General features: G+C 69.7%; 16 protein-coding genes and 1 riboswitch. Of the genes, 7 read left to right on the forward strand and 9 right to left on the reverse strand.

Translation table 11 applies throughout. The annotated features are described in order from the left end of the window. The first annotated feature begins 35 nt into the window (after positions 1 to 35). From CHB64_RS03640 to CHB64_RS03655, 4 genes are all read left to right on the forward strand, one after another. Positions 36 to 1,718 (forward strand): NAD+ synthase, encoded by a 1,683-nt coding sequence (locus CHB64_RS03640; protein ID WP_089411194.1) that lies wholly within the window; start codon positions 36 to 38, stop codon positions 1,716 to 1,718. A 60-nt stretch (positions 1,719 to 1,778) separates the two neighbouring features. Beyond that, positions 1,779 to 3,125 carry a glutamate--tRNA ligase gene (gene gltX, locus CHB64_RS03645; protein WP_089411195.1) on the forward strand — a complete coding sequence of 449 codons (1,347 nt, stop codon included), beginning with the start codon at positions 1,779 to 1,781 and terminating at the stop codon, positions 3,123 to 3,125. 142 nt (positions 3,126 to 3,267) lie between these two features. Beyond that, positions 3,268 to 4,815, forward strand: a complete 1,548-nt coding sequence (locus CHB64_RS03650) for a peptide MFS transporter (protein ID WP_089411466.1) — start codon at positions 3,268 to 3,270, stop codon at positions 4,813 to 4,815. A gap of 71 nt (positions 4,816 to 4,886) precedes the next feature. Continuing rightward, a complete protein-coding gene (locus tag CHB64_RS03655) occupies positions 4,887 to 5,447 on the forward strand; it encodes a cob(I)yrinic acid a,c-diamide adenosyltransferase (RefSeq protein WP_089411196.1) in 561 nt (186 codons plus the stop codon). Here the strand turns inward: CHB64_RS03655 and CHB64_RS03660 are convergent. The 5 genes from CHB64_RS03660 to CHB64_RS03680 form a co-directional block, all read right to left on the reverse strand. Continuing rightward, complete coding sequence (locus tag CHB64_RS03660; RefSeq protein WP_089411197.1) at positions 5,444 to 6,223, reverse strand: ABC transporter ATP-binding protein; 780 nt, start codon at positions 6,221 to 6,223, stop codon at positions 5,444 to 5,446. The two genes, CHB64_RS03655 and CHB64_RS03660, sit on opposite strands and share 4 nt — an antisense overlap. After that, on the reverse strand, positions 6,220 to 7,239 hold the full coding sequence (locus tag CHB64_RS03665; RefSeq protein ID WP_089411198.1) for a FecCD family ABC transporter permease: 1,020 nt from the start codon (positions 7,237 to 7,239) through the stop codon (positions 6,220 to 6,222). Before CHB64_RS03665 ends, CHB64_RS03660 begins: the two co-directional genes overlap by 4 nt. Further along, on the reverse strand, positions 7,226 to 8,068 hold the full coding sequence (locus tag CHB64_RS03670; protein ID WP_089411199.1) for an ABC transporter substrate-binding protein: 843 nt from the start codon (positions 8,066 to 8,068) through the stop codon (positions 7,226 to 7,228). The genes CHB64_RS03665 and CHB64_RS03670 overlap by 14 nt, the downstream gene beginning before the upstream one ends. Then, the gene (locus tag CHB64_RS03675; RefSeq protein ID WP_089411200.1) at positions 8,065 to 9,945 is read right to left on the reverse strand and encodes a TonB-dependent receptor plug domain-containing protein; all 1,881 of its coding nucleotides are present in this window, start codon (positions 9,943 to 9,945) and stop codon (positions 8,065 to 8,067) included. Before CHB64_RS03675 ends, CHB64_RS03670 begins: the two co-directional genes overlap by 4 nt. Positions 9,946 to 10,049: 104 nt before the next feature. Continuing rightward, positions 10,050 to 10,240: riboswitch (cobalamin riboswitch) on the reverse strand. A gap of 47 nt (positions 10,241 to 10,287) precedes the next feature. Continuing rightward, complete coding sequence (locus CHB64_RS03680) at positions 10,288 to 11,664, reverse strand: M28 family peptidase (protein ID WP_089411201.1); 1,377 nt, start codon at positions 11,662 to 11,664, stop codon at positions 10,288 to 10,290. A 251-nt stretch (positions 11,665 to 11,915) separates the two neighbouring features. Between CHB64_RS03680 and CHB64_RS03685 the strand changes: the two genes are divergently transcribed. After that, entirely contained in the window at positions 11,916 to 13,040 is a 1,125-nt protein-coding gene (locus tag CHB64_RS03685) for an OmpA family protein (RefSeq protein ID WP_089411202.1), read from the forward strand. Between the two features lie 106 nt (positions 13,041 to 13,146). Here the strand turns inward: CHB64_RS03685 and CHB64_RS03690 are convergent, their stop codons facing one another. Continuing rightward, complete coding sequence (locus CHB64_RS03690) at positions 13,147 to 13,770, reverse strand: TetR/AcrR family transcriptional regulator (protein ID WP_089411203.1); 624 nt, start codon at positions 13,768 to 13,770, stop codon at positions 13,147 to 13,149. 135 nt (positions 13,771 to 13,905) lie between these two features. Between CHB64_RS03690 and CHB64_RS03695 the strand changes: the two genes are divergently transcribed. Continuing rightward, the gene (locus CHB64_RS03695) at positions 13,906 to 15,882 is read left to right on the forward strand and encodes a transglycosylase domain-containing protein (RefSeq protein WP_089411204.1); all 1,977 of its coding nucleotides are present in this window, start codon (positions 13,906 to 13,908) and stop codon (positions 15,880 to 15,882) included. Here the strand turns inward: CHB64_RS03695 and CHB64_RS03700 are convergent. Genes CHB64_RS03700 through CHB64_RS03710 form a run of 3 tightly spaced genes read right to left on the reverse strand, consistent with a single transcriptional unit; the run spans position 15,854 to position 17,315 of the window. Beyond that, positions 15,854 to 16,645, reverse strand: coding sequence for a M48 family metallopeptidase (locus CHB64_RS03700; protein WP_089411205.1), 792 nt, complete (start codon positions 16,643 to 16,645; stop codon positions 15,854 to 15,856). The genes CHB64_RS03695 and CHB64_RS03700 overlap by 29 nt on opposite strands. A gap of 49 nt (positions 16,646 to 16,694) precedes the next feature. Continuing rightward, complete coding sequence (locus CHB64_RS03705) at positions 16,695 to 16,991, reverse strand: addiction module antidote protein (protein WP_089411206.1); 297 nt, start codon at positions 16,989 to 16,991, stop codon at positions 16,695 to 16,697. Between the two features lie 24 nt (positions 16,992 to 17,015). Beyond that, positions 17,016 to 17,315 carry a type II toxin-antitoxin system RelE/ParE family toxin gene (locus CHB64_RS03710; protein ID WP_089411207.1) on the reverse strand — a complete coding sequence of 100 codons (300 nt, stop codon included), beginning with the start codon at positions 17,313 to 17,315 and terminating at the stop codon, positions 17,016 to 17,018. 199 nt (positions 17,316 to 17,514) lie between these two features. Here CHB64_RS03710 and mutS point away from each other — a divergent pair, with 199 nt between their 5' ends. Beyond that, a complete protein-coding gene (mutS, locus tag CHB64_RS03715) occupies positions 17,515 to 20,244 on the forward strand; it encodes a DNA mismatch repair protein MutS (protein WP_089411467.1) in 2,730 nt (909 codons plus the stop codon). Positions 20,245 to 20,276 lie beyond the last annotated feature (32 nt).

The raw sequence follows: 20,276 nt of genomic DNA on the forward strand, positions 1-20,276 counted from the left end.
TGCCGGCCTGCGGCGGCCGGCGTAAACCCCCGGGCGTGACCGAGCGGCTTTCCATCGCCATCGCCCAGATCGCCCCCGTCGTCGGCGACGTGGCGGGCAATGTCGCGCGCATCCGCCGCGCGCGCGCCGAAGCGGCGGCGCTCGGCGCCGATCTCGTCGTCTATTGCGAGCTGTGCGTGTCGGGCTATCCGCCCGAGGATCTGGTTCGCAAGCCCGCCTATCAGCGCGCCTGCCGGGCGGCCGTCGAAGCGCTCGCCGCCGACACGGGCGACGGCGGGCCGGCCATGATCGTCGGCGCGCCGTGGAAGACGGACGAAGCGGACAAGCCTTACAACGCCGCCTTCCTGCTCGACGGCGGCCTGATCGCGGCGACGCGCTGCAAATGCCGGCTGCCCAATTACGGCGTATTCGACGAGCCGCGCCATTTCGAGCCCGCCGTCGGCTTTCCTCAGCCAACGGAATTTCGCGGAGCGAAGCTCGGGCTCATGATCTGCGAGGACATGTGGATCGAGGGCGCGGGCGAAGCGCTGGCTGCGGCGGGCGCCGATTTCTTCATCGTCCCCCATGGCTCGCCCTTCCGGAAGACGGCGCTCGCCGAGCGCACGGCGGCGGCGCGGGCGCGCTGCCGGGCGACCGGCCGGCCCCTTGTTTTCGTCAACCAGCTCGCGGGCCAGGACGAGGTCGTGTTCGAAGGCGCGGCGTTCGTCATGGACGCGCATGGCGAGGTCGTCTTTCGCGCGCCGCAGTTCGAGGAAGGGGTCTTCCTTACCGAATGGCGCAGGGAAGCGTCGCGCTGGATCTGCGCGGACGGGCCGAAGGCGCGCTGGATCGGCGGCGAGGAGATGGTCTATCGGGCCGTCGTGCTGGGCGCGCGCGATTATATCGAAAAGAACCGCTTTCCCGGCGTCGTCATCGGCCTTTCGGGCGGCGTAGACTCCGCGCTGACCGCGGCGATCGCCGTCGACGCGCTGGGGCCCGAGCGGGTGCGCTGCGTGATGATGCCTTCGCGGTTCACGTCGAAAGAGAGCCTTCAGGACGCGGAAGAGTGCGCCGCGATGCTCGGCGTCTCGTATGAGACGATCCCCATCGAGCCGGCGGTCGCCGCTTTCGAGCAGATGCTCGCCCCCGTCTTCCGCAACCTGCCGCGCGACGCGACGGAGGAGAACATCCAGTCGCGCATCCGCGGCGTGCTTCTGATGGCGCTGTCGAACAAGTCCGGCTGGATGGTGCTCACGACCGGCAACAAATCGGAGATGTCGGTCGGCTACGCTACGCTCTACGGCGACATGAACGGCGGCTACAATCCGCTCAAGGACATTTACAAGACGGAAGTCTACGCGCTCGCGCGCTGGCGCAACGCCCGCGCGCCGGCGGGGCTCAAGGGGCCTGCGGGGCTCGTCATCCCGGAGCGCATCCTGACCAAGGCCCCCTCGGCGGAGCTGCGCGCCGGCCAGACCGACCAGGACAGCCTGCCGCCCTATGACGCGCTGGACCCGATCCTCGAACGCCTGGTCGAGAAGGAGATGGCGGTGCGCGACATCGTCGCCGAAGGATACGACGAAGCGACCGTGCGCCGAATCGAGCACATGCTCTATGTCGCCGAATACAAGCGCCGGCAGGCTCCGCCGGGCCCCAAAGTCACGGCGGTCAATTTCGGCCGCGACCGGCGCTATCCCATCACCAACGGCTGGCGCGACCGCGACGCGCCCCTCGTTTGACGCCGCCGCGGCGAGCGCGTAACTGCTCGCGCTTTCCGGATCGACAGGTAATCTGAGCCCATGACCGTCATCGTCCGTTTCGCGCCGTCGCCCACCGGCAAGCTGCATGTGGGCAATGTCCGCGCCGCCCTGTGGAACTGGCTGTTCGCCCGCAAGGAGGGCGGCAGGTTCATCCTGCGCATCGACGACACCGACCGGGAGCGCTCGACTAGGGCCTATGAGGAAGGGATCAAGCGCGATCTCGAATGGCTCGGCCTGTTCTGGGACGAGACTTTCCGCCAGTCCGAGCGCTTCGGCGAATATGACGCGGTGGCGGAAATCCTGCGAAAGCGGGGCCTGCTTTATCCCTGCTACGAGACGCCGGAGGAGCTGGAGCGCAAGCGCCGCCTGCAGCGCGCGCGCGGGCTTCCCCCGGTCTACGACCGCGCCGCGCTTCAGTACACGGACGAGCAGATCAGCGCCTTCGAGAGAGAAGGCCGTCGGCCGCACTGGCGGTTCAGGCTTTCCCAGAAGCCGGTTTCCTGGAACGACCTCATCCGCGGCGAGACGACGGTCGACACCGCGAGCGTGTCCGACCCGGTGCTCGTCCGCGAGGACGGGGTCTATCTCTATACGCTGCCGAGCTGCATCGACGACGTCGACATGGGGATAACCCACGTCATCCGCGGCGAGGATCACGTGACCAACGCCGCGGTGCAGATCGAGATCATGCAGGCCGTGATCGAGGCGCGGGGAAAGGGGGCGGTCCCGGCTTTCGCCCATCACTCGCTGCTCGTCGGGGCCGACGGGCAGGGCCTTTCGAAGCGGCTCGGCGCCCTGTCGATCGAGGCGATGCGCGAGGACGGACTCGAGCCGGCGGCGATCACGAGCCTGCTCGCCCGGCTCGGCACCGCCGATCCGGTGACGCCCGAGCGCGACCTCATGGCGCTGGCCGCGGGATTCGATTTCGCCCGGCTCGGCCGCGCGCCGGCGCGGTTCGACCCGGCCGATCTCGACGCCCTCAACGCGAAGATCCTGCACGCCGCGCCCTATGAGGCGGTCGCCGACCGGCTGGCCGCGTTCGGCGTCTCCAAACCCGTATGGGAGGCGGTCAAAGGCAATATCGCGCGCCTGTCCGAGGCGGCGCGGTGGCGCGACATTGTCGAAGGCGAAATCGACCCGGTCATCGAGGACGAAACGCTGACGCGTGAGGCCGCCGGGCTCGTTCCCGACGACCCGCTCGACGGCGCGAGCTGGGACGATTTCGTCGCGCGGGTCCAGGAAAGGACCGGCGCGAAGGGCAAAAAACTCTTCATGCCGCTGCGGCTGGCGCTGACCGGCGAAGCGCGCGGGCCTGAAATGGCGCAGCTATTTCCCCTTATCGGGGCCGAAAAGGCGCGCGCGCGGCTTTCAGGCCGCCGGGCGTGAACGGCCAAGGCTCTGGATTTTCAGAAGAAACCCGGCCTAAAGTCGCCGCTCAACCCGCGGCATGGCCGCGGATTTTCATAACCGAAAGGGGCTGAAAGCCCCGGGACTGGCGCACGGGGGCGGCGCCGCAAGCGGAGGGATCATGACGGAAGCAGTTGCAACGCCGGGGGCCGGCGCCGAGCGAAAGACCTGGTTCGGTCATCCGCGCGGACTGGCGGTCTGCTTTTTCACGGAGATGTGGGAGCGTTTCTCCTACTACGGCATGCGCACGATCCTCGTGCTCTATCTGACGAAGTACCACCTGTTCACCGCCGGCGAGGCGAGTCTCATCTACGGCGCCTATGCGGGCCTCGTTTATATGATGCCCATTCTCGGCGGCTATTTCGCAGACCGCTATCTCGGCCAGCGCAAGGCGGTGACTTACGGCGCCGTTCTGCTGGTCGCCGGCCACGGCCTGATGGCGTTTCACGGGCCGCAGGCCTTCGTGGAAGGCGACGTCGTCGTCCGCAACGATTTCTACATCAACATTTTCTTCCTGGCGCTCGCCCTTATCATCACCGGCGTCGGCTTCCTGAAGGCGAACATCTCGACCATCGTCGGCGCGCTGTACGGACCGGACGATCCGCGCCGGGACGGCGGCTTCTCGATCTTCTACATGGGGATCAATCTCGGCTCGCTGATCGCGACCCTGCTCGTGGGCTATGTCGGCGAAACTTACGGCTGGAACTACGGGTTCGGCCTTGCGGGCATCGGCATGTTGATCGGCCTTCTGGTGTTTCTGTCCGGGCAGAAGCTGCTCGAAGGCAAGGCGGAGCCGCCGAGCCCGGAAAGGCTGAAAGAAAAGACGCCTATCGGCGTCAATAAAGAGGTCGCCATTTATCTCGCGGGCGTCGGTCTCGTGGGCGCCAGCTGGGTGATGATGCAGTTTCAGGAGCTGGTCGGCCGGCTGCTGGGTTTCTCCGGCCTCGTCATGCTCGCCATCATCATTTTCTACGCTTTCACCAAATGCGACCGCATCGCGCGCGACAGGCTTCTGGTGGCGGCTTTTCTGATCGCCATTCAGTCGGTGTTCTGGGCTTTGTTCGAACAGCAGGCGGCGAGTCTGACTCTGCTCGCGGATCAGCAGTTCGATCTCACCGTGCTGGGGATCGAGCTCAAGGCCTCTCAGGTTCAGTTCATGAACCCCCTGTTCATCGTGATGTTCGCGCCGGTGTTCGCCTGGCTGTGGCTGGCGCTGGCCAAACGCAAGCTCGAACCCACGAGCCCCGGGAAGTTCGGCATCGCCATGCTGCTGATCGGCCTCGGCTATATCGTCTTCTCGTGGGGCATGGGGCTTGAGGACGGGACGAACAAGAGCTTCTTCTGGCTGATCCTGATCTATCTTGCGCTGACCTTGGCCGAGCTTTGCCTGAGCCCGGTCGGGCTTTCCATGGTGACGAAGCTCAGCGTGCCGCAGATCGTCGGCATGATGATGGGCACGTGGTTCCTGTTCACGGCGCTGGGCAATTACGTCGCGGGCTGGATCAGCTCGCTCACCGGCGCGGAAGGCCACGGCGTCGAGGCGGGCCAGCTCGACATGTCGGCCGTCATGTCGGTCTATACGCAGATCGGCCTTATCAGCATCGGGGTCGGGGTGTTCATTCTCGTCCTGACGCCGCTTCTCAACAAGGGAATGCACGGCCGGCATTGATCGCCGCGCTTTGTGACGACGCCGCCCGGCGGGTATCATCCCGTCGGGCGTTTTCATGGGAGGCCGCGCCGATGCCTGACCGCCTTACGAAAATCGTCACCCGGCGCGGGGACAAGGGGACGACCGGGCTGGGCGACGGGACGCGCCTTTCCAAGACCGATGCGCGCATCGCCCTGATCGGCGAGATCGACGAGCTCAACAGCTGGATCGGCGTCGTCCTCGCCCATGCGCCGGGCGAAGCGGCCGCCGCGACGCTCGCGCGCGCGCAGCACGATCTGTTCGATCTCGGCGGCGGGCTCGCCATGCCCGGCGCGCCGCTCCTCTCGCCGCGCCATGTCGCGCGGCTGGACGAAGCGGCCGCCGCGCTCAACAAAGACCTGCTCCCGCTCAAGGAGTTCATCCTGCCCGGCGGGGCGCCGCTCGTCGCCTGGCTGCATGTGGCGCGGACCGTGTGCCGGCGCGCCGAGCGCGCCGCAGTCCGGCTGCTCGCGGGCGAGGAGGCGGGCGCGGCCGCGCTCGCCTATCTCAACCGGCTGTCGGACTATCTTTTCATCGCCGCGCGCTTCGAGGCGAAGCGCCTTGGCGCGGGGGAAGTCCTCTGGCGCAAGGGCGGCGGGTCCGCCGACGATTAATCCGCTTCGGGAAGATCGAAAACGATAGTCGGGCGCGACGGCTCGCCCAGGAAGGCGGCGCGCACGCCGAAAACCTGCTTGAGGCGTTCAGGCGCGAGAGCCGTCTCGGGCGGGCCGTCCGAAGCGATCGCGCCGTCGCTTAGAAGGACGATCCGCGTGCAGAATCGCGCCGCGAGCGCGAGGTCGTGCAGCGCCGCGATGACCAGCGCGCCCTCGTCGGCCCGCCGCCGCAGAGTCTGCATGATCGCGAGCTGGTGGCGCGGGTCGAGCGCGGCGGTCGGCTCGTCCGCGAGAAGCGCAGGCGTCTCGGCGGCCAGGGCGCGCGCCAGATGCACGCGCGCCGCTTCGCCGCCCGACAGCGCGTGGGCCGGGCGCGCCGTCAGATGCGCGACGTCGCACGCGGCGAGCGCGCGCGCGACCGCCGCCGCGTCCTCGCCCTCAAGGCGCGCCGGCGCGCCGTAGGCGAAACGCCCGAGCGCGACGATCGCGCCCGCCGGCATCGCCCAGTAAACGGGGCGCGCCTGCGGCAGATAGGCGACGCGCCGGGCCCGGACGATCGGCGCAAGCGCGCGCGCCGGCGTCCCGTCGATCAGGCACGCGCCCGCGTCCGGCTCTTCCAGGCCGATGAGCGCGCGCAAGAGCGTCGATTTGCCCGCGCCGTTGGGGCCGACGAGCGCGACGAACACGCCGGCTTCCGCGACGAAAGACACGCCCTTGAGGATCGGCGCGCCGTCGCGGCCGACATGAAGGTCGCGGGCTTCGATGCGCGCGCTCATGCGGCGAGCCTCCGCGTGCGCGCCGCGATCCAGACAAAGCCCGGCGCGCCGATCAGCGCGGCGGCGACGCCGAGCCGGAGCTCCTGCTCGAAGGGCAGGAGCCTCACGGCGAAATCCGCCGCCGCGACAAGGGCGCCGCCGACGAGCGCGGCCGGAATGATCGCGCGCGCCGGGTCGTGGCCGACGAAGGGTCGCGCCAGATGCGGCGCGACGACGCCGACGAACCCAATCGCGCCGGCGATCGATACGCTCGCCCCGACCATCAGCGCGGCGCCGGCGATCGTCAGCAAACGGAGCCGGGGAAGATCCGCGCCGAGGCTGAAAGCGGCCTCTTCGCCCAGCGTCAGCGCGCGCAGGCCCGGCGCGGCGAGGAGCAGCATGGCGAGGCCGGCGGCGAGAAACGGCGCGGCGAGCGCGAGGTCCGGAAAGCTGCGATTGGCGACCGAGCCGAACAGCCAGGAGACGAGATCGGTGAGCACGAAGGGATTGGGCGCGAGATTCATGACGAGCGCGGTGAGCGCGCCGCAGAAAGAGGAAATGCCGACGCCGACGAGAATGAGCCGCGCCGTCGAAACGCGTCCGGCGCCGAGGATGTAAAGCAGTCCCGTCGCGCCCAGCGCGAACAGGATCGAGGCGAGCGGCGTCATCCAGAAGGCGAGCGCGGCGAGATTGAAGTAGATGGCGATCACTGCGCCGAGGGCCGCCGCCGCCGACACGCCCAGAACGCCCGGATCGGCGAGCGGATTGCGCAGCAGCCCCTGCAGGCCCGCCCCCGCCGCGCCGAGCGCCGCGCCGGCGAGCCAGGCCGCAAGCGCGCGCGGCAAGCGCACTTCCTGCGCCACGAGGACGATCGCCGGATCGCCCGCGCCGACCAGCCCGGCGAGCGCCGCGCCGACGCCAATGGGCGCCGGGCCGAAGAGACAGGAGACGACGATGACCGTCGCGCCCGCGCCCGCGAGCAGCGCCGTTGCAGGAAAAGCGGCGCGCGACAGCGCGGACAGGTCACTCGGCGGCATGACGCCCTCCGGCGACCCCAAGGCCGGCGGCGATGCGTTCGGCGGCTTCGACAGAGAACCATGCCGGGCAGCTCAAGAGGTCCGCAGGCAGATGAACGACCCGCGCCTGCTCGAAGACCGCCCGAAAGGCGGGATGGCGCGCCGCCGACCAGTTGCTCGCGCGTTCGCTGGCGAGGGTGAAAAAGCCCGTGACGATCGCTCCCGGCGGGTCGAGAACCAGCGTCTCGGCCGGCAGGGGCGGCCAGCCGGAAAGGCCCGCCGCGGCGGCGGCGTTTCTCACGCCCGCGGCGGCGAAAATCGCGTCGACCATCGTCCCGGCGCCGGCGGTGACGCCGCCCGGGGTGACGTAAAGCGCGGTCGGCGCGGTGGTTTTACGCTGTGCGAGCGCGGCGAGTCTTTTATCGAGCTCCGCGATCAGCGCTTCGCCGCGCGCGCGCTGCTCCAAAGCGTCCGCCGCCATACGGATATTCGCGCGCACCGTATCGAAGTCGGTCGTGTAGGAAAGGGTGACGACCCGCGCGCCGGCGCGCTCCAGGGTTTCCGCCAGCCGCGGGGCGCCGCCCCAGAAGCGAAGGACGACGTCTGGCCGGCGCGGCAATATCTCCTCGGCGGCGGGACGAAGCTGCGGCAGGCCGCGCGCCGCTTCGCGCAGATAGGCGTAATCGCCGGTCGCGCCCGGCGAGACGCCGGCGATCTGATCCGGGTCGGCGAGCGCGATCAGAAACTGGTCTGCGCAATAATCGAGCGAGACGGCGCGCGGGCCTGCCTGCGCGGCGGCCGACGCCGCCGCGCAAAGAAAAAGCGCGAAGACGCCCGCGCGCGCGCTCATAGCCGTGCCCTCACGCCGCCGAAGACGGCGATCCCCGGCTCGCCGAAGCCGAGAACGTCCTGGTACTGCGCATCGAAGGCGTTCTCCAGCCGGGCGTAAAGCTCGATTTTCTCGTTGACGGCGTAAGCGCCGCGCAGATCGACCCGGACGAAATCGTCGACGATCCCGCCGATGTCGTTCTCCTCGCCGTTATAGCGAAGCGTCGCGCCGAGGCTCAGCGCGGCCGTCGCCCGCCAGTCGGCGCTCGCCGTTGCGGCGTGGCGCGGCTGGCGCAACAGCGGCGCGCCGGTCTGTTCGTTCTCGCCCTTGACGAAGGCGTAGGCGACATGAAGGTCGAGCGCGGAAAGGGGCCTCAGGGCGAGCTCGGCCTCGACCCCGCGCCGCAGGGTTTCGTCGAGATTGACAAAGGCGCCGCTGAAAAAGTCGAAGTCGATCTGGTTTTCCGTCCGCTGGCGGAAATAGGTCGCGCGCAACGTCGCAAGCGCGCCGAAGCGCTTGTCGAAGCCGGCCTCCCAGCCGGTCGACGTCTCCGGCCTCAGGTCGCGATTCGGCGCCGTCCCGCCGCAGCAGACGAAATTGAGCTGGAACAGCGTCGGCGCGGCGAAGCCCTCGCCCCAGCTTCCGCGAAGCGTAAGGTCGGCCGCCTCGACCGCGTAGGCGGCGGTCACGCGCGCGGTAGTCTCGCCTCCGAAGGTTTCGTGATCGTCATGGCGCGCGCCGGCGGTGACGGTGAGCGGCGCGACGGGCTTGACGGCGACGAGGCCGTAGACGCTGTTGACGACGACGTCCTCGTCGGCCTCGGCCGTGTCGATGCGCGTGCGCTCGCTCTTTGCTCCAGCGACGAGCGAAAGGCGTTCCGAAAAACGGATGCGCGCGAGATATTCCGCCGAGATCCGGCCGCCGCGCGATTCGAAAGTCGTCATTTCGCCGAGCCGGTTCTCCCGCTCGATGCGGTGATAGCCGATGCTGGCGATATTCTCGGACCTGCCGTCGAACAGCGTCAGAATCGCGCGCCCGGCGGCGAGCACGGACTCCGACTCCTCGACGTCGTCGGTGTCGGCGAGCGTAAAGTCCGGGGGCGGAAAGCCGTCGAACTCGGTCAGGGCGTGATTGTAACGCAGCGAGCTTTCCAGACGGAAATTTTCGGCGAGATCGGCGCCGAGATTGGCGCTCGCCGTATAGCGCTCGAGCCCGTCGGCCTCGCGCGCGCCGTCCGCTTCGTCGGCGCGGCTGACTCCGTCGGTCGTCAGGCCGGAGACGGTAAGGCCGTAATCGAGCCTGCTTCCCGCGCCGGTAAGGCCCGCCCCGCCCCGAAAGGTCGCGAAGGAGCCGCCTTCGACAAAAGCATTGAGCGAAGGGGCGCCGGCGCCGCGGCGGGTCGTGATCGCGACGACGCCGCCAATGGCCTCCGAGCCGTAGAGAATGCTCTGCGGCCCGCGCAGGATCTCGATGCGCGCGATGTCGGCGACGTCGAGATCGCCGAAATTGAACCCGCCGCCTGGCGCGGCCGGGTCGTTGACGACGACGCCGTCGATCATGACGAGGGTGCGCCCGCTCGCCTCGCCGCGAATGCGCAAGGCCGCCTGGCCGCCGAACGCGCCGTTGCGCGCGATCGAAAGGCCGGCCGCGTCGGCGAGCGCGTCGGCGACGAACTGATACTGCCGCGTCTCGATCTCCGCCGCGTCGATCACCGTCACGCTGGCGCCGGTTTCCGACGCCGGCAGCGGACTTTTCGTGGCGATGACGACGATCTCATCCTCGGCGGGGCGGCTTTCTTCGCCCGCCGCCGGACCGGTCAGGGCGGCGAGGCAGCCCGCTCCGGCGATCAGGGTGCGAATGACGGCGGTTGCGTGGGAGATGGAAAACGGGTTCTGCATGGCGCATGACTCCTCCAGGGCTACAGGGATGTCGCCATGTCGGACATGCGCAGGACGCGCGCGCGGCGCGCCCCCGTCCGCTTTCGCCGGCTGGTCCCGGCCGCGAAAGAGACGACGCGACGGCAGGTCTCCTGGCTCGCGGGTCGCCGCCCTTTTCGCGCCTTCCCGAAGCGGCCGCTTCAGTGGCTTCAGTGCGAAAGGACTCGCCGCTTACAGTTGCGGGCACAGCCGCGGATTTTCACCGCGTTCCCTATTCTCCTCCGGCTAAGGAGGCTCCGTCTGGCGGGGAAGCTATGACAACTTTTCGGACGACGCAACGCGAACGCGCGCCGTCGGACCGACTCAGTCGCCGAAATCGCCGGCGGGGCCGGGAAAGACCACCGGGCTTTCCGCCCCGTCCCTGGCGACCGAAGCGACGCCGAAATAGTAGTTGTCGATGACGATGTTCTCGAGCGTCGCCTGGTCGACGTCGCCGACATAGCGGCTCCAGGTCCATTGCGGCGAATCGGTCAGCCGCCAGTAGACGCGGTAGCCGGCGAGATTGCGCGCCGCGCGTCCCGTCGGCCGCTTCCATTTGAGCGTCGTCGAGGGCGAGACCGCGCCTTCTATGGTCACGCCCGCCGGAAAAGGCGGGGCCGAGGCCATCGCCGCCAGCGCGACGATGTTGAGCGCGGTGAGCTTTCTTGCGTAGTCGAAATTCACCCCTTCAATCACGTCGCCGTAACGCCGCCCGTTCTCGACCCGCAGGTCCTGATGCTGGCGGTCGTAATGCTCGTGCGTCTCCATGATGCGCACGCCGGGAATGCCGACATCGTTGAAAGGCCGGTGATGGCCGCCCCGCGCGAAGCGGTCGAGCCGGTAGACCATCATCACGTCGAGATTGGGGATATATTCGTCCGCCAGCCGATCGATATAGCGGGCGAGATTGCGCGAGGGCGAGTCGACCTCGCCGCCGGTGAAGCGGCGCAGGCGCGCTTCTTCGGGCGTTTCGACCGCGCGCACGCCTTCGGAGAAGACGCGCGCCGTCGAATTGTCGATGACGCCGTCGATCCCCTCGATATTGCCGATCATGTCGTTGTTGAGGACGGCCTTGATCCGCCAGCCGTTCTTCAGCGCGTAGTCGGCGAGGATCTTGCCGCCAAACAGCCCTTGCTCCTCGCCGGACAGCCCGGCGTAGACGATGGTGCCGGCGAAGCGGCGTTTGGAGAGCACGCGCGCGGCTTCGATGACGCCTGCGAGGCCGGAGGCGTTGTCGTTGGCGCCGGGGCTGTCGGAGACGCCGTCGAGGGGATCGCTCACCCGGCTGTCGATGTCGCCGGTCATCATCACGATCCGGTCGGGGTCAAGCCGGCCGCGCTGGATGGCGACCACGTTGACCACCTCGGCGCGCTCGGGGATGCGCGGCTCGCCCTCCACGAAGTCGCTTACGGTGATCACTTCCAGACAGCCCCCGCAGTCGCGGGCGATTTCCTCGAACTGCGCCTTCACCCAGCGGCGGGCCGCGCCGATCCCGCGCGTGTCGGATTCGGTCTCAGACAGGGTGTGCCGGGTGCCGAACCCGACCAGGGCGCGTATGTCGGCCTCGATGCGCTCGGCGGATGCCTCGCCCGCCAGCTCATGAAGAAGGGCGGCGTGTTCGTCGGGCGGGGCCGCGGCCGCGAAAGAAACTGCTTGCAACCATAATCCTGCCGCAAAGATCGCGGATTGCACCGGGCGCATGACGGTCTCCTGGTCGCGGGGGGTCGCGCAGGCCGAAAGGCGGCCCTTGACGGCCGCCCGAACGCTTGGGCGCTCATTCTCAGCCAGGCGATGCGTTGATGCAACATCGTTAACTGACTATTATCTGAAGGTTGGAATTTCGGGGAAGATCGCTGTAAAGTTGCAGGCTGATCGGCTAGGGAATTCCTGAGAGCGGGGCCGCGCCTTCAGCTTGGCGGCGATCCCGGCGGTTTCACCTGAGGAGGGGACTCATGAAGCTCAAATCCGTCTTGTTCGCCGCGGTTTCCGCTGTCGCCATCGCGCCTGCGGCGAACGCTTATGAAGGCCTTTACGGCGCCGTCGGCGCGGGCCTCAGCTATATGCAGCCCGATCGCGACGTGGAGTCGCCCGGCGTGTGGGACAGCGAGGCCGATTACGACAACGGCATCGGCGTCTACACGGCGCTCGGGTACGCCTACGGCAACAACTGGCGCACGGAGCTCGAATTCTCTTACCGCAGCCATGACGTTCGCCATTTCGCCGGCGACGGCCTCGGCTTCGCCGGCTGGTCTGGCGGCGCGCTCAGCGGCGAGTTGCAATCCTACGCCATCATGGCCAACTTGGTGCGTGATTTCGATTTCGGTTCGGATCGGGTCACGCCCTATCTTGGCGTGGGCGTCGGCGGCGCGGTCTCTGAAGCGAATTTCAACGGATCGAGCCCGGCCGGCACGATCCTGATCGACGACAGCTCCACGCGGTTAGCCTATCAGGGCATCGCCGGGCTCGCTTTCGCGCTCGCTGAAAATCTTTCCTTCGACGTGTCCTATCGCTATTTCGGGACCACGGAAAACAAGTTCGACGCCAGCGGCACCGGCGTCGGCGCTTTCATCCACCATGAAAACCAATCGCATAATCTCTTCGCCGGCTTGCGTTGGAACTTCGGCGCCGCGCAGCCCAAGCCCGTCCCCGTGCAGTACAAGGACTGCTGGGACGGCTCGAGCGTGCCGGTCACGGCCGAATGCCCGCCGCAGCTCGTCGAACGGCAGCAGGCGATTCTCGAGCCGGTCGAGTTCGTCGTCTATTTCGACTACGACAAGTCGAACCTGACGCCGGAGGCCGCCGCGCTCGTGCGCGAGGCCGCCCAGCGCGCGCTCGCGAACGATATCGACGTGGTGATGGTCGAAGGCCATACGGACCGCTCCGGTTCGTCCGCCTACAACCAGGCCCTGTCGCAGCGCCGGGCGAATGTCGTGCGCGACGCGCTGATCGCCAACGGCGTGCCCGCGAATCGCATCCAGGTCTCGGCGCTCGGCGAAGACCGGCCGGCCAAGCCGACGCCGGACGGCGTGCGCGAGCCGCTTAACCGCCGCACGGAAGTGCGCATCAGCTTCCAGTAAGCGGCGCAGGCTACAGACCTTTCAAGACAGACCGGTGCGGCCCGTCCGCGCCGGTTCTTTTTTGCTGATTGCGAACGGCCGCGTCGGCGATGGGAGGGGCGAACGCTCAGGCGCGATAAAACCGCATGAAGGCGGAAAGGCCCGACTCGATCTGCGCATCCACTGCGGCCTCGATGTCGGCCGGCGGATCGCCCAGCAGAACCTCCGTATAAAGCGGTTCGGTGATGAGCGCGCCGAGCCGCCAGGTCGCACCCTCCGCGTCATCGACGCGCAGCGCGCCGCGTTCGGCGAGGCGCTTGAGAATCGGCGCGCAGGTCTTCACCAACCAGCGCGGGCCATGCTCCAGATAGGCGCGGCCGAGATGCGCCGTACGCCCGGCCTCGAACGTGGCGATGCGCCTCAGCGCGATCGCTTCGGGCTCCAGGATCGCGCGCAGGAAGCGGCGCGCCATCTGCCGGATGAACTCCTCCGGCGGCAGGCTCGCCTCGATCGCCTCAATGTCCACCGGCAACAGCCGCCGGCAGGTGTCCATGATGGCGGCGATGAACAGCTCCTCCTTGGAGCGGAACCGGTTGTACACGGTGCGTTTCGATACGCCCGCCATCAGCGCCACCGTGTCCATGCTGGCCGCGTCGAAGCCCTTGGCGAGAAACGCCTTTCGGGCGCCGGCGATGATCGCGGCCTCCTTGTCGTCCTCCTGCGGAGGGGGGTTGAGCTCGATCGTGGTCACGGGCCTTTGTCGTTGTTTTGCTTGAGATTAGTCCGATTGCGGGCGAAAGAACACCCTCGCCGGCAGGCCCCGCCGACCGCGCGCCGGAGGGCGGGATTCACGCCTCGTTAACCATCCCGGCCGACTGTCCGGCCCATGAGCCGCCGCCGTCCCGCCCGCGCCGCGACAGCCCGCAAGGCGCGCCGCCCGAAAAGGCGCGCGCGGCGGGCCGCGCGCGCCGGCCGCCGGGCGCGCGCGCTCATCCTGCGCCATGCGGCGAGCGCGGGAGTGTTCGTTCTCACCGCCCTTTGCGCGCTCGCCGCGGCGGCGGCTTTTTACGCCCGCGACCTTCCGAGCACGGACGGCCTTTGGCGCAGCGATCGCGCCCCGCGCGTCATCATCCTCGCCCGCGACGGCTCGCCCCTGTCGGTCGCAGGCGAAAGCCACGGCGCGCCGGTGCGGCTGTCCGAGCTGCCGCCCTACGTGCCGCAGGCCGTGCTCGCGCTCGAAGACCGGAATTTCTACCACCACTGGGGCTTCAATCCGGTCTCGCTGGCGCGGGCGCTGTTCGTCAACGCGCGCGAAGGCGCGGTGGTGCAGGGGGGCTCGACCATCACCCAGCAGCTGGCGAAGAACCTGTTCCTTTCCGCCGACCGCACGGTGAAGCGCAAGGTGCAGGAGCTGATGCTCGCGCTGTGGCTGGAGCATCGCTTCACCAAGGACGAAATTCTCACGCTCTATCTGAACCGGGTTTATTTCGGCGCCGGCGCCTATGGCGTCGACGCGGCGAGTCGGCGCTATTTCGGCAAGCCCGCCGCCGCGCTCGACCTGGGCGAGGCCGCAGTGCTCGCCGGCCTCCTGAAGGCGCCCTCGCGCTATTCGCCGACGCGCAATCCGGATGACGCGGGCGAGCGCGGCCGGCTTGCGCTCGACGCCATGGTCGAGGCGGGCTTTCTCGCTCCCGAGGAAGCCGCCCGGGCCCGCGCCCGACCGATCGCGCTCGCCGCGCCCGCCTTCGCCGCCGCGCCCTATTTCGTCGATCACGTGCTGCAGGAGGCCGCCGAGCGCGCGCGGGGGATCGACGCGGACCTCCTTATACGGACGACATTCGATCCGAAAGCCCAGGCCGCGCTGGAGACGGGCCTGGCCGCAGGCCTCGCCCTCGGCGCGGTCCCGCCGGACGTTCAGGTCGCCGCCGTCGTCGTCGATCGCGACGGCGCGGTGCGCGCCATGGTCGGCGGGCGCGACTACCGCAAGAGCCAGTTCAACCGCGCCGCGAAGGCCCGCCGTCAGCCGGGCTCGGCCTTCAAGCCCGTGATCTATCTCGCCGCGCTCGAAGCCGGCTTCCGGCCCGAGGACGTCGTGCTCGACGCGCCGGTCGCGGTCGAAGGCTGGCGGCCGGACAATTACCGCGGGCGCTATTACGGCGAGGTCACGCTCGCCGAAGCGCTCGCCCGCTCGCTCAACGCCGCGACGGTGCGCGTGCAGGAGGCGACGGGCCGCGCCGCGGTGCGCCGGACCGCGCACCGGCTGGGCCTTGCCGCCGACACGCAGGGCCCGGCGCTGGCGCTCGGCGTCGACGCGACGAGCCCGCTCGCGCTCGCCGGCGCCTATGCGGCGCTCGCCAACGGCGGGGCGCGCGCGCCCGTTCACGCGATAGTCAGCATAGAGACTGTCGACGGTCAGATCGTCTGGCGTCGTCCGCCGCCGGTGCTGGAGGCGGCCGCAAGCCCCGAAGCCGTCGCGCGCCTCAACGCCATGCTGAAGGGCGTCGTCGAATGGGGCACCGGGCGCGCCGCGGCGATCCCCGGCCTGGCGGTCGCCGGCAAGACCGGCACCACGCAGATGAGCCGCGACGCCTGGTTCGCCGGCCATGCGGGCGGGCTCGCCGCCGTGGTCTGGATGGGCCGCGACGACAACGCCCCGATGGGCGACATGACGGGCGGGCGCGCCCCGGCGATCGTCTGGCGCGAGGCGATGAGCCGGCTCGTCGAGCCGCCGCCCCGACGCCCGGCGCCTTTGGGCGCGCCGGCGATCCTCGCGCCGCTGATCGAGGCCGCGCCCGAGCCGGACGACGAAAATAATCCGCATAAGGATGATCCGCTCATGGATCTTTTGCGCCGGGAAAGCTGACGGGCGCCGGCGCGCCGGGGCTCCGGGCGTCCGCCGGCGCCTCCGCGCCCCAGGCGAACAGCGCAGGGCCTTCGCGCGCGAACCAGTCCCGCGCGGCCTCGGCGTCCACGTCGAGCCGGGCGAGGGCGCGCCAGAAGGCCGGCGAATGGTCGAGATGGAGAAGATGCGCGCATTCGTGCGCCGCGACGTAGTCGAGAATCGCCGGCGGCGCGAGGATGAGCCGCCAGGAGAAGGAAAGCGTCCCGTCGCTCGCGCACGAGCCCCAGCGCGAGCGCGTGTCGCGAATGCGCGCCGGCCCGCGCCGGACGCTGAGACGGGCCGCGTAATGATCCGCGCGCTCGGCGAGCACGCGCCGCGCCTCGCGCTTCAGCCAGTCGACGAGCCGGCGGTTCACATGGGCCGGGTCGCCGCCGACCACGAGCTGCGGTCGCGGCTCGGCCAGGCGCGTCACGGGCGCGCGCGGCGGGCCGGCGTTGACGATCCGGTGCGCGATTCCCCGATAGGGGCAGATGCCGCCGGGCCGGAACGGCCGGGCCGGCGCGCCTTCGGCGAGGCGGGCGCGAATCCAGTCGACGCGCTCGCGGGCGAAGGCGATCGCTTCGGGCAGGGCGCGCCGCGACGGCGCGGTGACGAGGACCCGCCCCAGCACCGGGTCGACCCTGACGATCAGCCGCCGGGCGCGCCGGTTCACCCGCGCTTCGACCGGCGCCGTGCGGTCGCCGAGGTCGATCTCCGTTTGCAGAAAGGCGGACCGGCGGGTCATGCAGGCTCCAGCGTCGGATTCGGCGCGCGCGGCGCGGCGGGCGCCCGCCTCACCCGGCGGCCGGCTCGAAACGCACGCGCACGCCCAGCGCGCGGGCGACTTTCGTCACGGTCGCGAAGCTCGGATTGCCGTCTTCGGACAGCGCCTTGTAAAGGCTGGCGCGCCCGAGCCCGGCCGCGCGGGCGATCTCGCTCATGCCTCTGGCGCGCGCGGCTGCGCCCAGCGCGCGCGCGATGAATTCCGGATCGTCGCCGTCCTCCTCGATCGTCGCTTCGAGAAAGGCGACGACGTCTTCGGGCGTTTTGAGATGGTCCGCCGGATCGAAGCGGGTCGTTTTGACGGTCATGACATTGCTCCTTGCACGAATCGGTCAGACGTCCAGATCCCCGGCCATCGTCCTGGCCAGCGCGATATCGCGCTTCTGCGCGCTCTTGTCGCCGCCGGCGAGAAGCACGATTACGCATTCTCCCCGTCGCACATAATAGAGCCTGTAGCCGGGGCCGTAATGAATGCGCAGCTCCATGACGCCCTGGCCGACGCTCGCGTGATCGCCGAAATTCCCTTCCTCGACGCGCATGAGACGCCGGAGGATGACGGCGCGCGCCTTGCGATCCTTCAGCCCGTCGAGCCAACGCGCGAAGACTTCCGTCTTCCGGATTTCCCAACGCATATATGTATCCTATAGGAAACAAATCGTCAAGGAGGGGGCGGGCGGGACAGGCGAACCGCGCAGCCGGCGCCCCCGCGCGCGCGGCGGCGCCTGGGGATATTGAATCGGTTCGCACGGTTTTCGAATCCCCTGCATGATCCTTATAAGGGGCGCGCCGGCGCGGCGCGCCGGCCGCCGCCAGACCGTCGGACCCGCCCTCATGGACGCATCCGCGCCCGACACGCCGAACGCCGCCGCCGCCACGCCCATGATGGCGCAGTATCTCGCCATCAAGCGCCAGGCGGGCGACGCGCTGCTGTTCTACCGGATGGGCGACTTCTACGAGCTCTTCTTCGACGACGCGGCGAAGGCCGCCGCCGCCCTCGACATCGCGCTCACCCGGCGCGGCAAGCATGCGGGCGAGGACATCCCCATGTGCGGGGTGCCCGTCCACGCCTATGAAAGCTATCTCGCCCGGCTCATCCGCAAGGGCTTCAAGGTCGCGATCTGCGAGCAGACCGAAGACCCGGCCGAGGCGAAAAAGCGCGGCGCGAAAGCGGTCGTGCGCCGCGAGATCGTGCGCCTCGTCACGCCCGGCACGCTGACCGAGGACTCCCTGCTCGACGCGGCGCGCAGCAATCATCTCGGCGCGCTCGCCGTGCTGCGCGGCGGGGCGGAGGCCGCGCTCGCCTGGACGGATGTCTCGACCGGCGAGCTTTACGTGCGCGCCACCAGCCTCGAGGAGGCGCGCCTGCACGCCGCCGCGCTGTCGCTCGCCGAGCTGATCGTTCCCGACAACAACGCCGATACGGACGAATGGCGCGCGCTCGCCGCCGAGCTCGGGGACGGCGTGGCGCTCGCCCGCCAGCCGGCGCAGCTTTTCGACAGCCGCGCCGGCGAGCGCCGCCTTTGCGCGCTGTTCAAGGTCGCCTCGCTCGAGGCCTTCGGCGCGTTCGGGCGGGCCGAGATCGCCGCCCTCGGCGCGCTCGTCGCCTATGTGGAGCTCACCCAGGTCGGGCGGATGCCCGCCCTGCGCCCGCCGCGCCGGGCCGAGCGGGCGGCCGTCATGACCATCGACCAGGCGACGCGCGCCTCGCTGGAGCTTCTGGAAAACCAGGCGGGAACCCGCGAAGGCTCGCTGCTTCACGCCGTCGACCGCACGGTCACGGGGCCGGGCGCGCGCCTGCTCGCCCAGCGCCTGTCCGCGCCGCTGACCGACCCGGCCGCCATCGACCGCCGGCTCGACGCCGTCGCCGCGCTCGCCGCCGACGACCGCCGGCGCGAAGACTTGCGCGAGACGCTGCGGCGCATGCCCGATCTCGCCCGCGCCCTGTCGCGGCTGTCCCTCGGGCGGGGGAGCCCGCGCGACCTCGCCGCGATCCGCGACGGGCTCGCCGCGGCGGCCGCGCTCGCGCGCCTTCTCGACGAGACGGACCGCGCCGCGGGAGGCCTGCCCGAGGCGCTGAAGGAGGCCGCCGGCGCGCTCGACGCGCGCGGGAAGGGAGGCTTTTCCGCCCTCGCGCGCCTCCTGGAGGAAGCCCTCGTCGGCGAGCCGCCGGCGCTCGCGCGCGAGGGCGGCTTCATCGCGCCGGGCTTCGATCCCGGCCTCGATTCGGCGCGGGTCCTGCGCGACGAATCGCGCCGGGTGATAGCCGGGCTCGAAGCGAAATACCGTACGGAAACGGAAATCAAGTCGCTGAAGATCCGGCACAACAACGTGCTCGGCTATTTCGTCGAGACCCCGCCGGGCCAGGCCGACCGGCTGATGCGCGCGCCCTTCGACGCGACTTTCATCCACCGCCAGACGCTCGCCAGCGCGGCGCGCTTCACCACCGCCGAGCTTGCCGATCTCGACGCGCGCATCGCGCGGGCCCGCGACGAAGCGCTCGCGCGCGAGCTCGAACTGTTCGACCGGCTCGCCGGCGAGGTTCTGGCTGCGGCGGACGCGATCGGCGCGGCGGCCGACGCGGCGGCGGCGCTCGACGTGGCGGCGAGCTTCGCGACCCTCGCCCGCGAGGAGAATTACGTCCGTCCCCGGATCGATTCCAGTCTCGCTTTCGAAATCCGCGGCGGGCGTCATCCGGCGGTCGAGCAGGCTCTCCGGCGCCGCGGCGAGCCCGCCTTCGCCGCCAATGACTGCGCGCTTCACGAAGAAGGCGACGGCGAGAAGGCCGGGGCGCTGTTGTGGCTCGTCACCGGGCCGAACATGGCCGGCAAGTCGACCTTTCTGCGCCAGAACGCGCTCATCGCGATCCTCGCCCAGGCCGGGGGCTACGCGCCGGCGGACGCGGTCCATATCGGCGTCGCTGACCGGGTGTTCTCGCGCGTCGGCGCGTCCGACGACCTCGCCCGCGGCCGGTCGACCTTCATGGTCGAGATGGTCGAGACCGCGGCGATCCTCAATCAGGCGAGCGCGCGCTCCCTCGTCATTCTCGACGAGATCGGGCGCGGCACCTCCACCTTCGACGGCATGGCGATCGCCTGGGCGGCGATCGAGCATCTGCACGACAAGAACCGTTGCCGGGGGCTGTTCGCGACCCATTATCACGAACTTACCGCCCTGTCGGAAAGCCTGCCGCGCCTCGTCAACGTCTCGATGCGCGTGCGCGAGTGGAAGGGCGAGGTGGTGTTCCTGCACGAGGTGGCGAAGGGGCCCGCGGACCGCTCCTACGGGGTGGCGGTGGCGCGGCTCGCCGGCCTGCCGCCGGCGGTCGTGAAGCGGGCCGAGGACGTGCTGCGCCTGCTCGAATCGCGCCGCCAGGCCGGCGGCCTCGACGCGCTGCCGCTTTTCGCCGCAGCGCGCGCGCCCGACCCGCCGGCGAAGCCGGACGGCGACGGACGGGCCGCCGCGCTTCTCGACGCGCTGGCCGCGCTCGATCCCGACGATCTCACGCCGCGCCAGGCGCTCGAATCGCTTTACCGGTTGAAATCGATGGCGGAAGACGTATGAAGGCGCGCTGAAGGGAATTGTGCAGCGCAGCG

The organism is Amphiplicatus metriothermophilus (assembly GCF_900199215.1).
Classification (GTDB): Bacteria; Pseudomonadota; Alphaproteobacteria; order Caulobacterales; family Parvularculaceae; genus Amphiplicatus; species Amphiplicatus metriothermophilus.

Bases quoted from the DNA above. Each gene is read 5' to 3' on its own strand.
- gltX (WP_089411195.1), top strand. From the start codon at position 1,779: ATGACCGTCATCGTCCGTTTCGCGCCGTCGCCCACCGGCAAGCTGCAT.
- CHB64_RS03650 (WP_089411466.1), top strand. From the start codon at position 3,268: ATGACGGAAGCAGTTGCAACGCCGGGGGCCGGCGCCGAGCGAAAGACC.
- CHB64_RS03655 (WP_089411196.1), top strand. From the start codon at position 4,887: ATGCCTGACCGCCTTACGAAAATCGTCACCCGGCGCGGGGACAAGGGG.
- CHB64_RS03660 (WP_089411197.1), bottom strand. From the start codon at position 6,223: ATGAGCGCGCGCATCGAAGCCCGCGACCTTCATGTCGGCCGCGACGGC.
- CHB64_RS03665 (WP_089411198.1), bottom strand. From the start codon at position 7,239: ATGCCGCCGAGTGACCTGTCCGCGCTGTCGCGCGCCGCTTTTCCTGCA.
- CHB64_RS03670 (WP_089411199.1), bottom strand. From the start codon at position 8,068: ATGAGCGCGCGCGCGGGCGTCTTCGCGCTTTTTCTTTGCGCGGCGGCG.
- CHB64_RS03675 (WP_089411200.1), bottom strand. From the start codon at position 9,945: ATGCAGAACCCGTTTTCCATCTCCCACGCAACCGCCGTCATTCGCACC.
- CHB64_RS03680 (WP_089411201.1), bottom strand. From the start codon at position 11,664: ATGCGCCCGGTGCAATCCGCGATCTTTGCGGCAGGATTATGGTTGCAA.
- CHB64_RS03685 (WP_089411202.1), top strand. From the start codon at position 11,916: ATGAAGCTCAAATCCGTCTTGTTCGCCGCGGTTTCCGCTGTCGCCATC.
- CHB64_RS03695 (WP_089411204.1), top strand. From the start codon at position 13,906: ATGAGCCGCCGCCGTCCCGCCCGCGCCGCGACAGCCCGCAAGGCGCGC.
- CHB64_RS03700 (WP_089411205.1), bottom strand. From the start codon at position 16,645: ATGACCCGCCGGTCCGCCTTTCTGCAAACGGAGATCGACCTCGGCGAC.
- CHB64_RS03705 (WP_089411206.1), bottom strand. From the start codon at position 16,991: ATGACCGTCAAAACGACCCGCTTCGATCCGGCGGACCATCTCAAAACG.
- CHB64_RS03710 (WP_089411207.1), bottom strand. From the start codon at position 17,315: ATGCGTTGGGAAATCCGGAAGACGGAAGTCTTCGCGCGTTGGCTCGAC.
- mutS (WP_089411467.1), top strand. From the start codon at position 17,515: ATGGACGCATCCGCGCCCGACACGCCGAACGCCGCCGCCGCCACGCCC.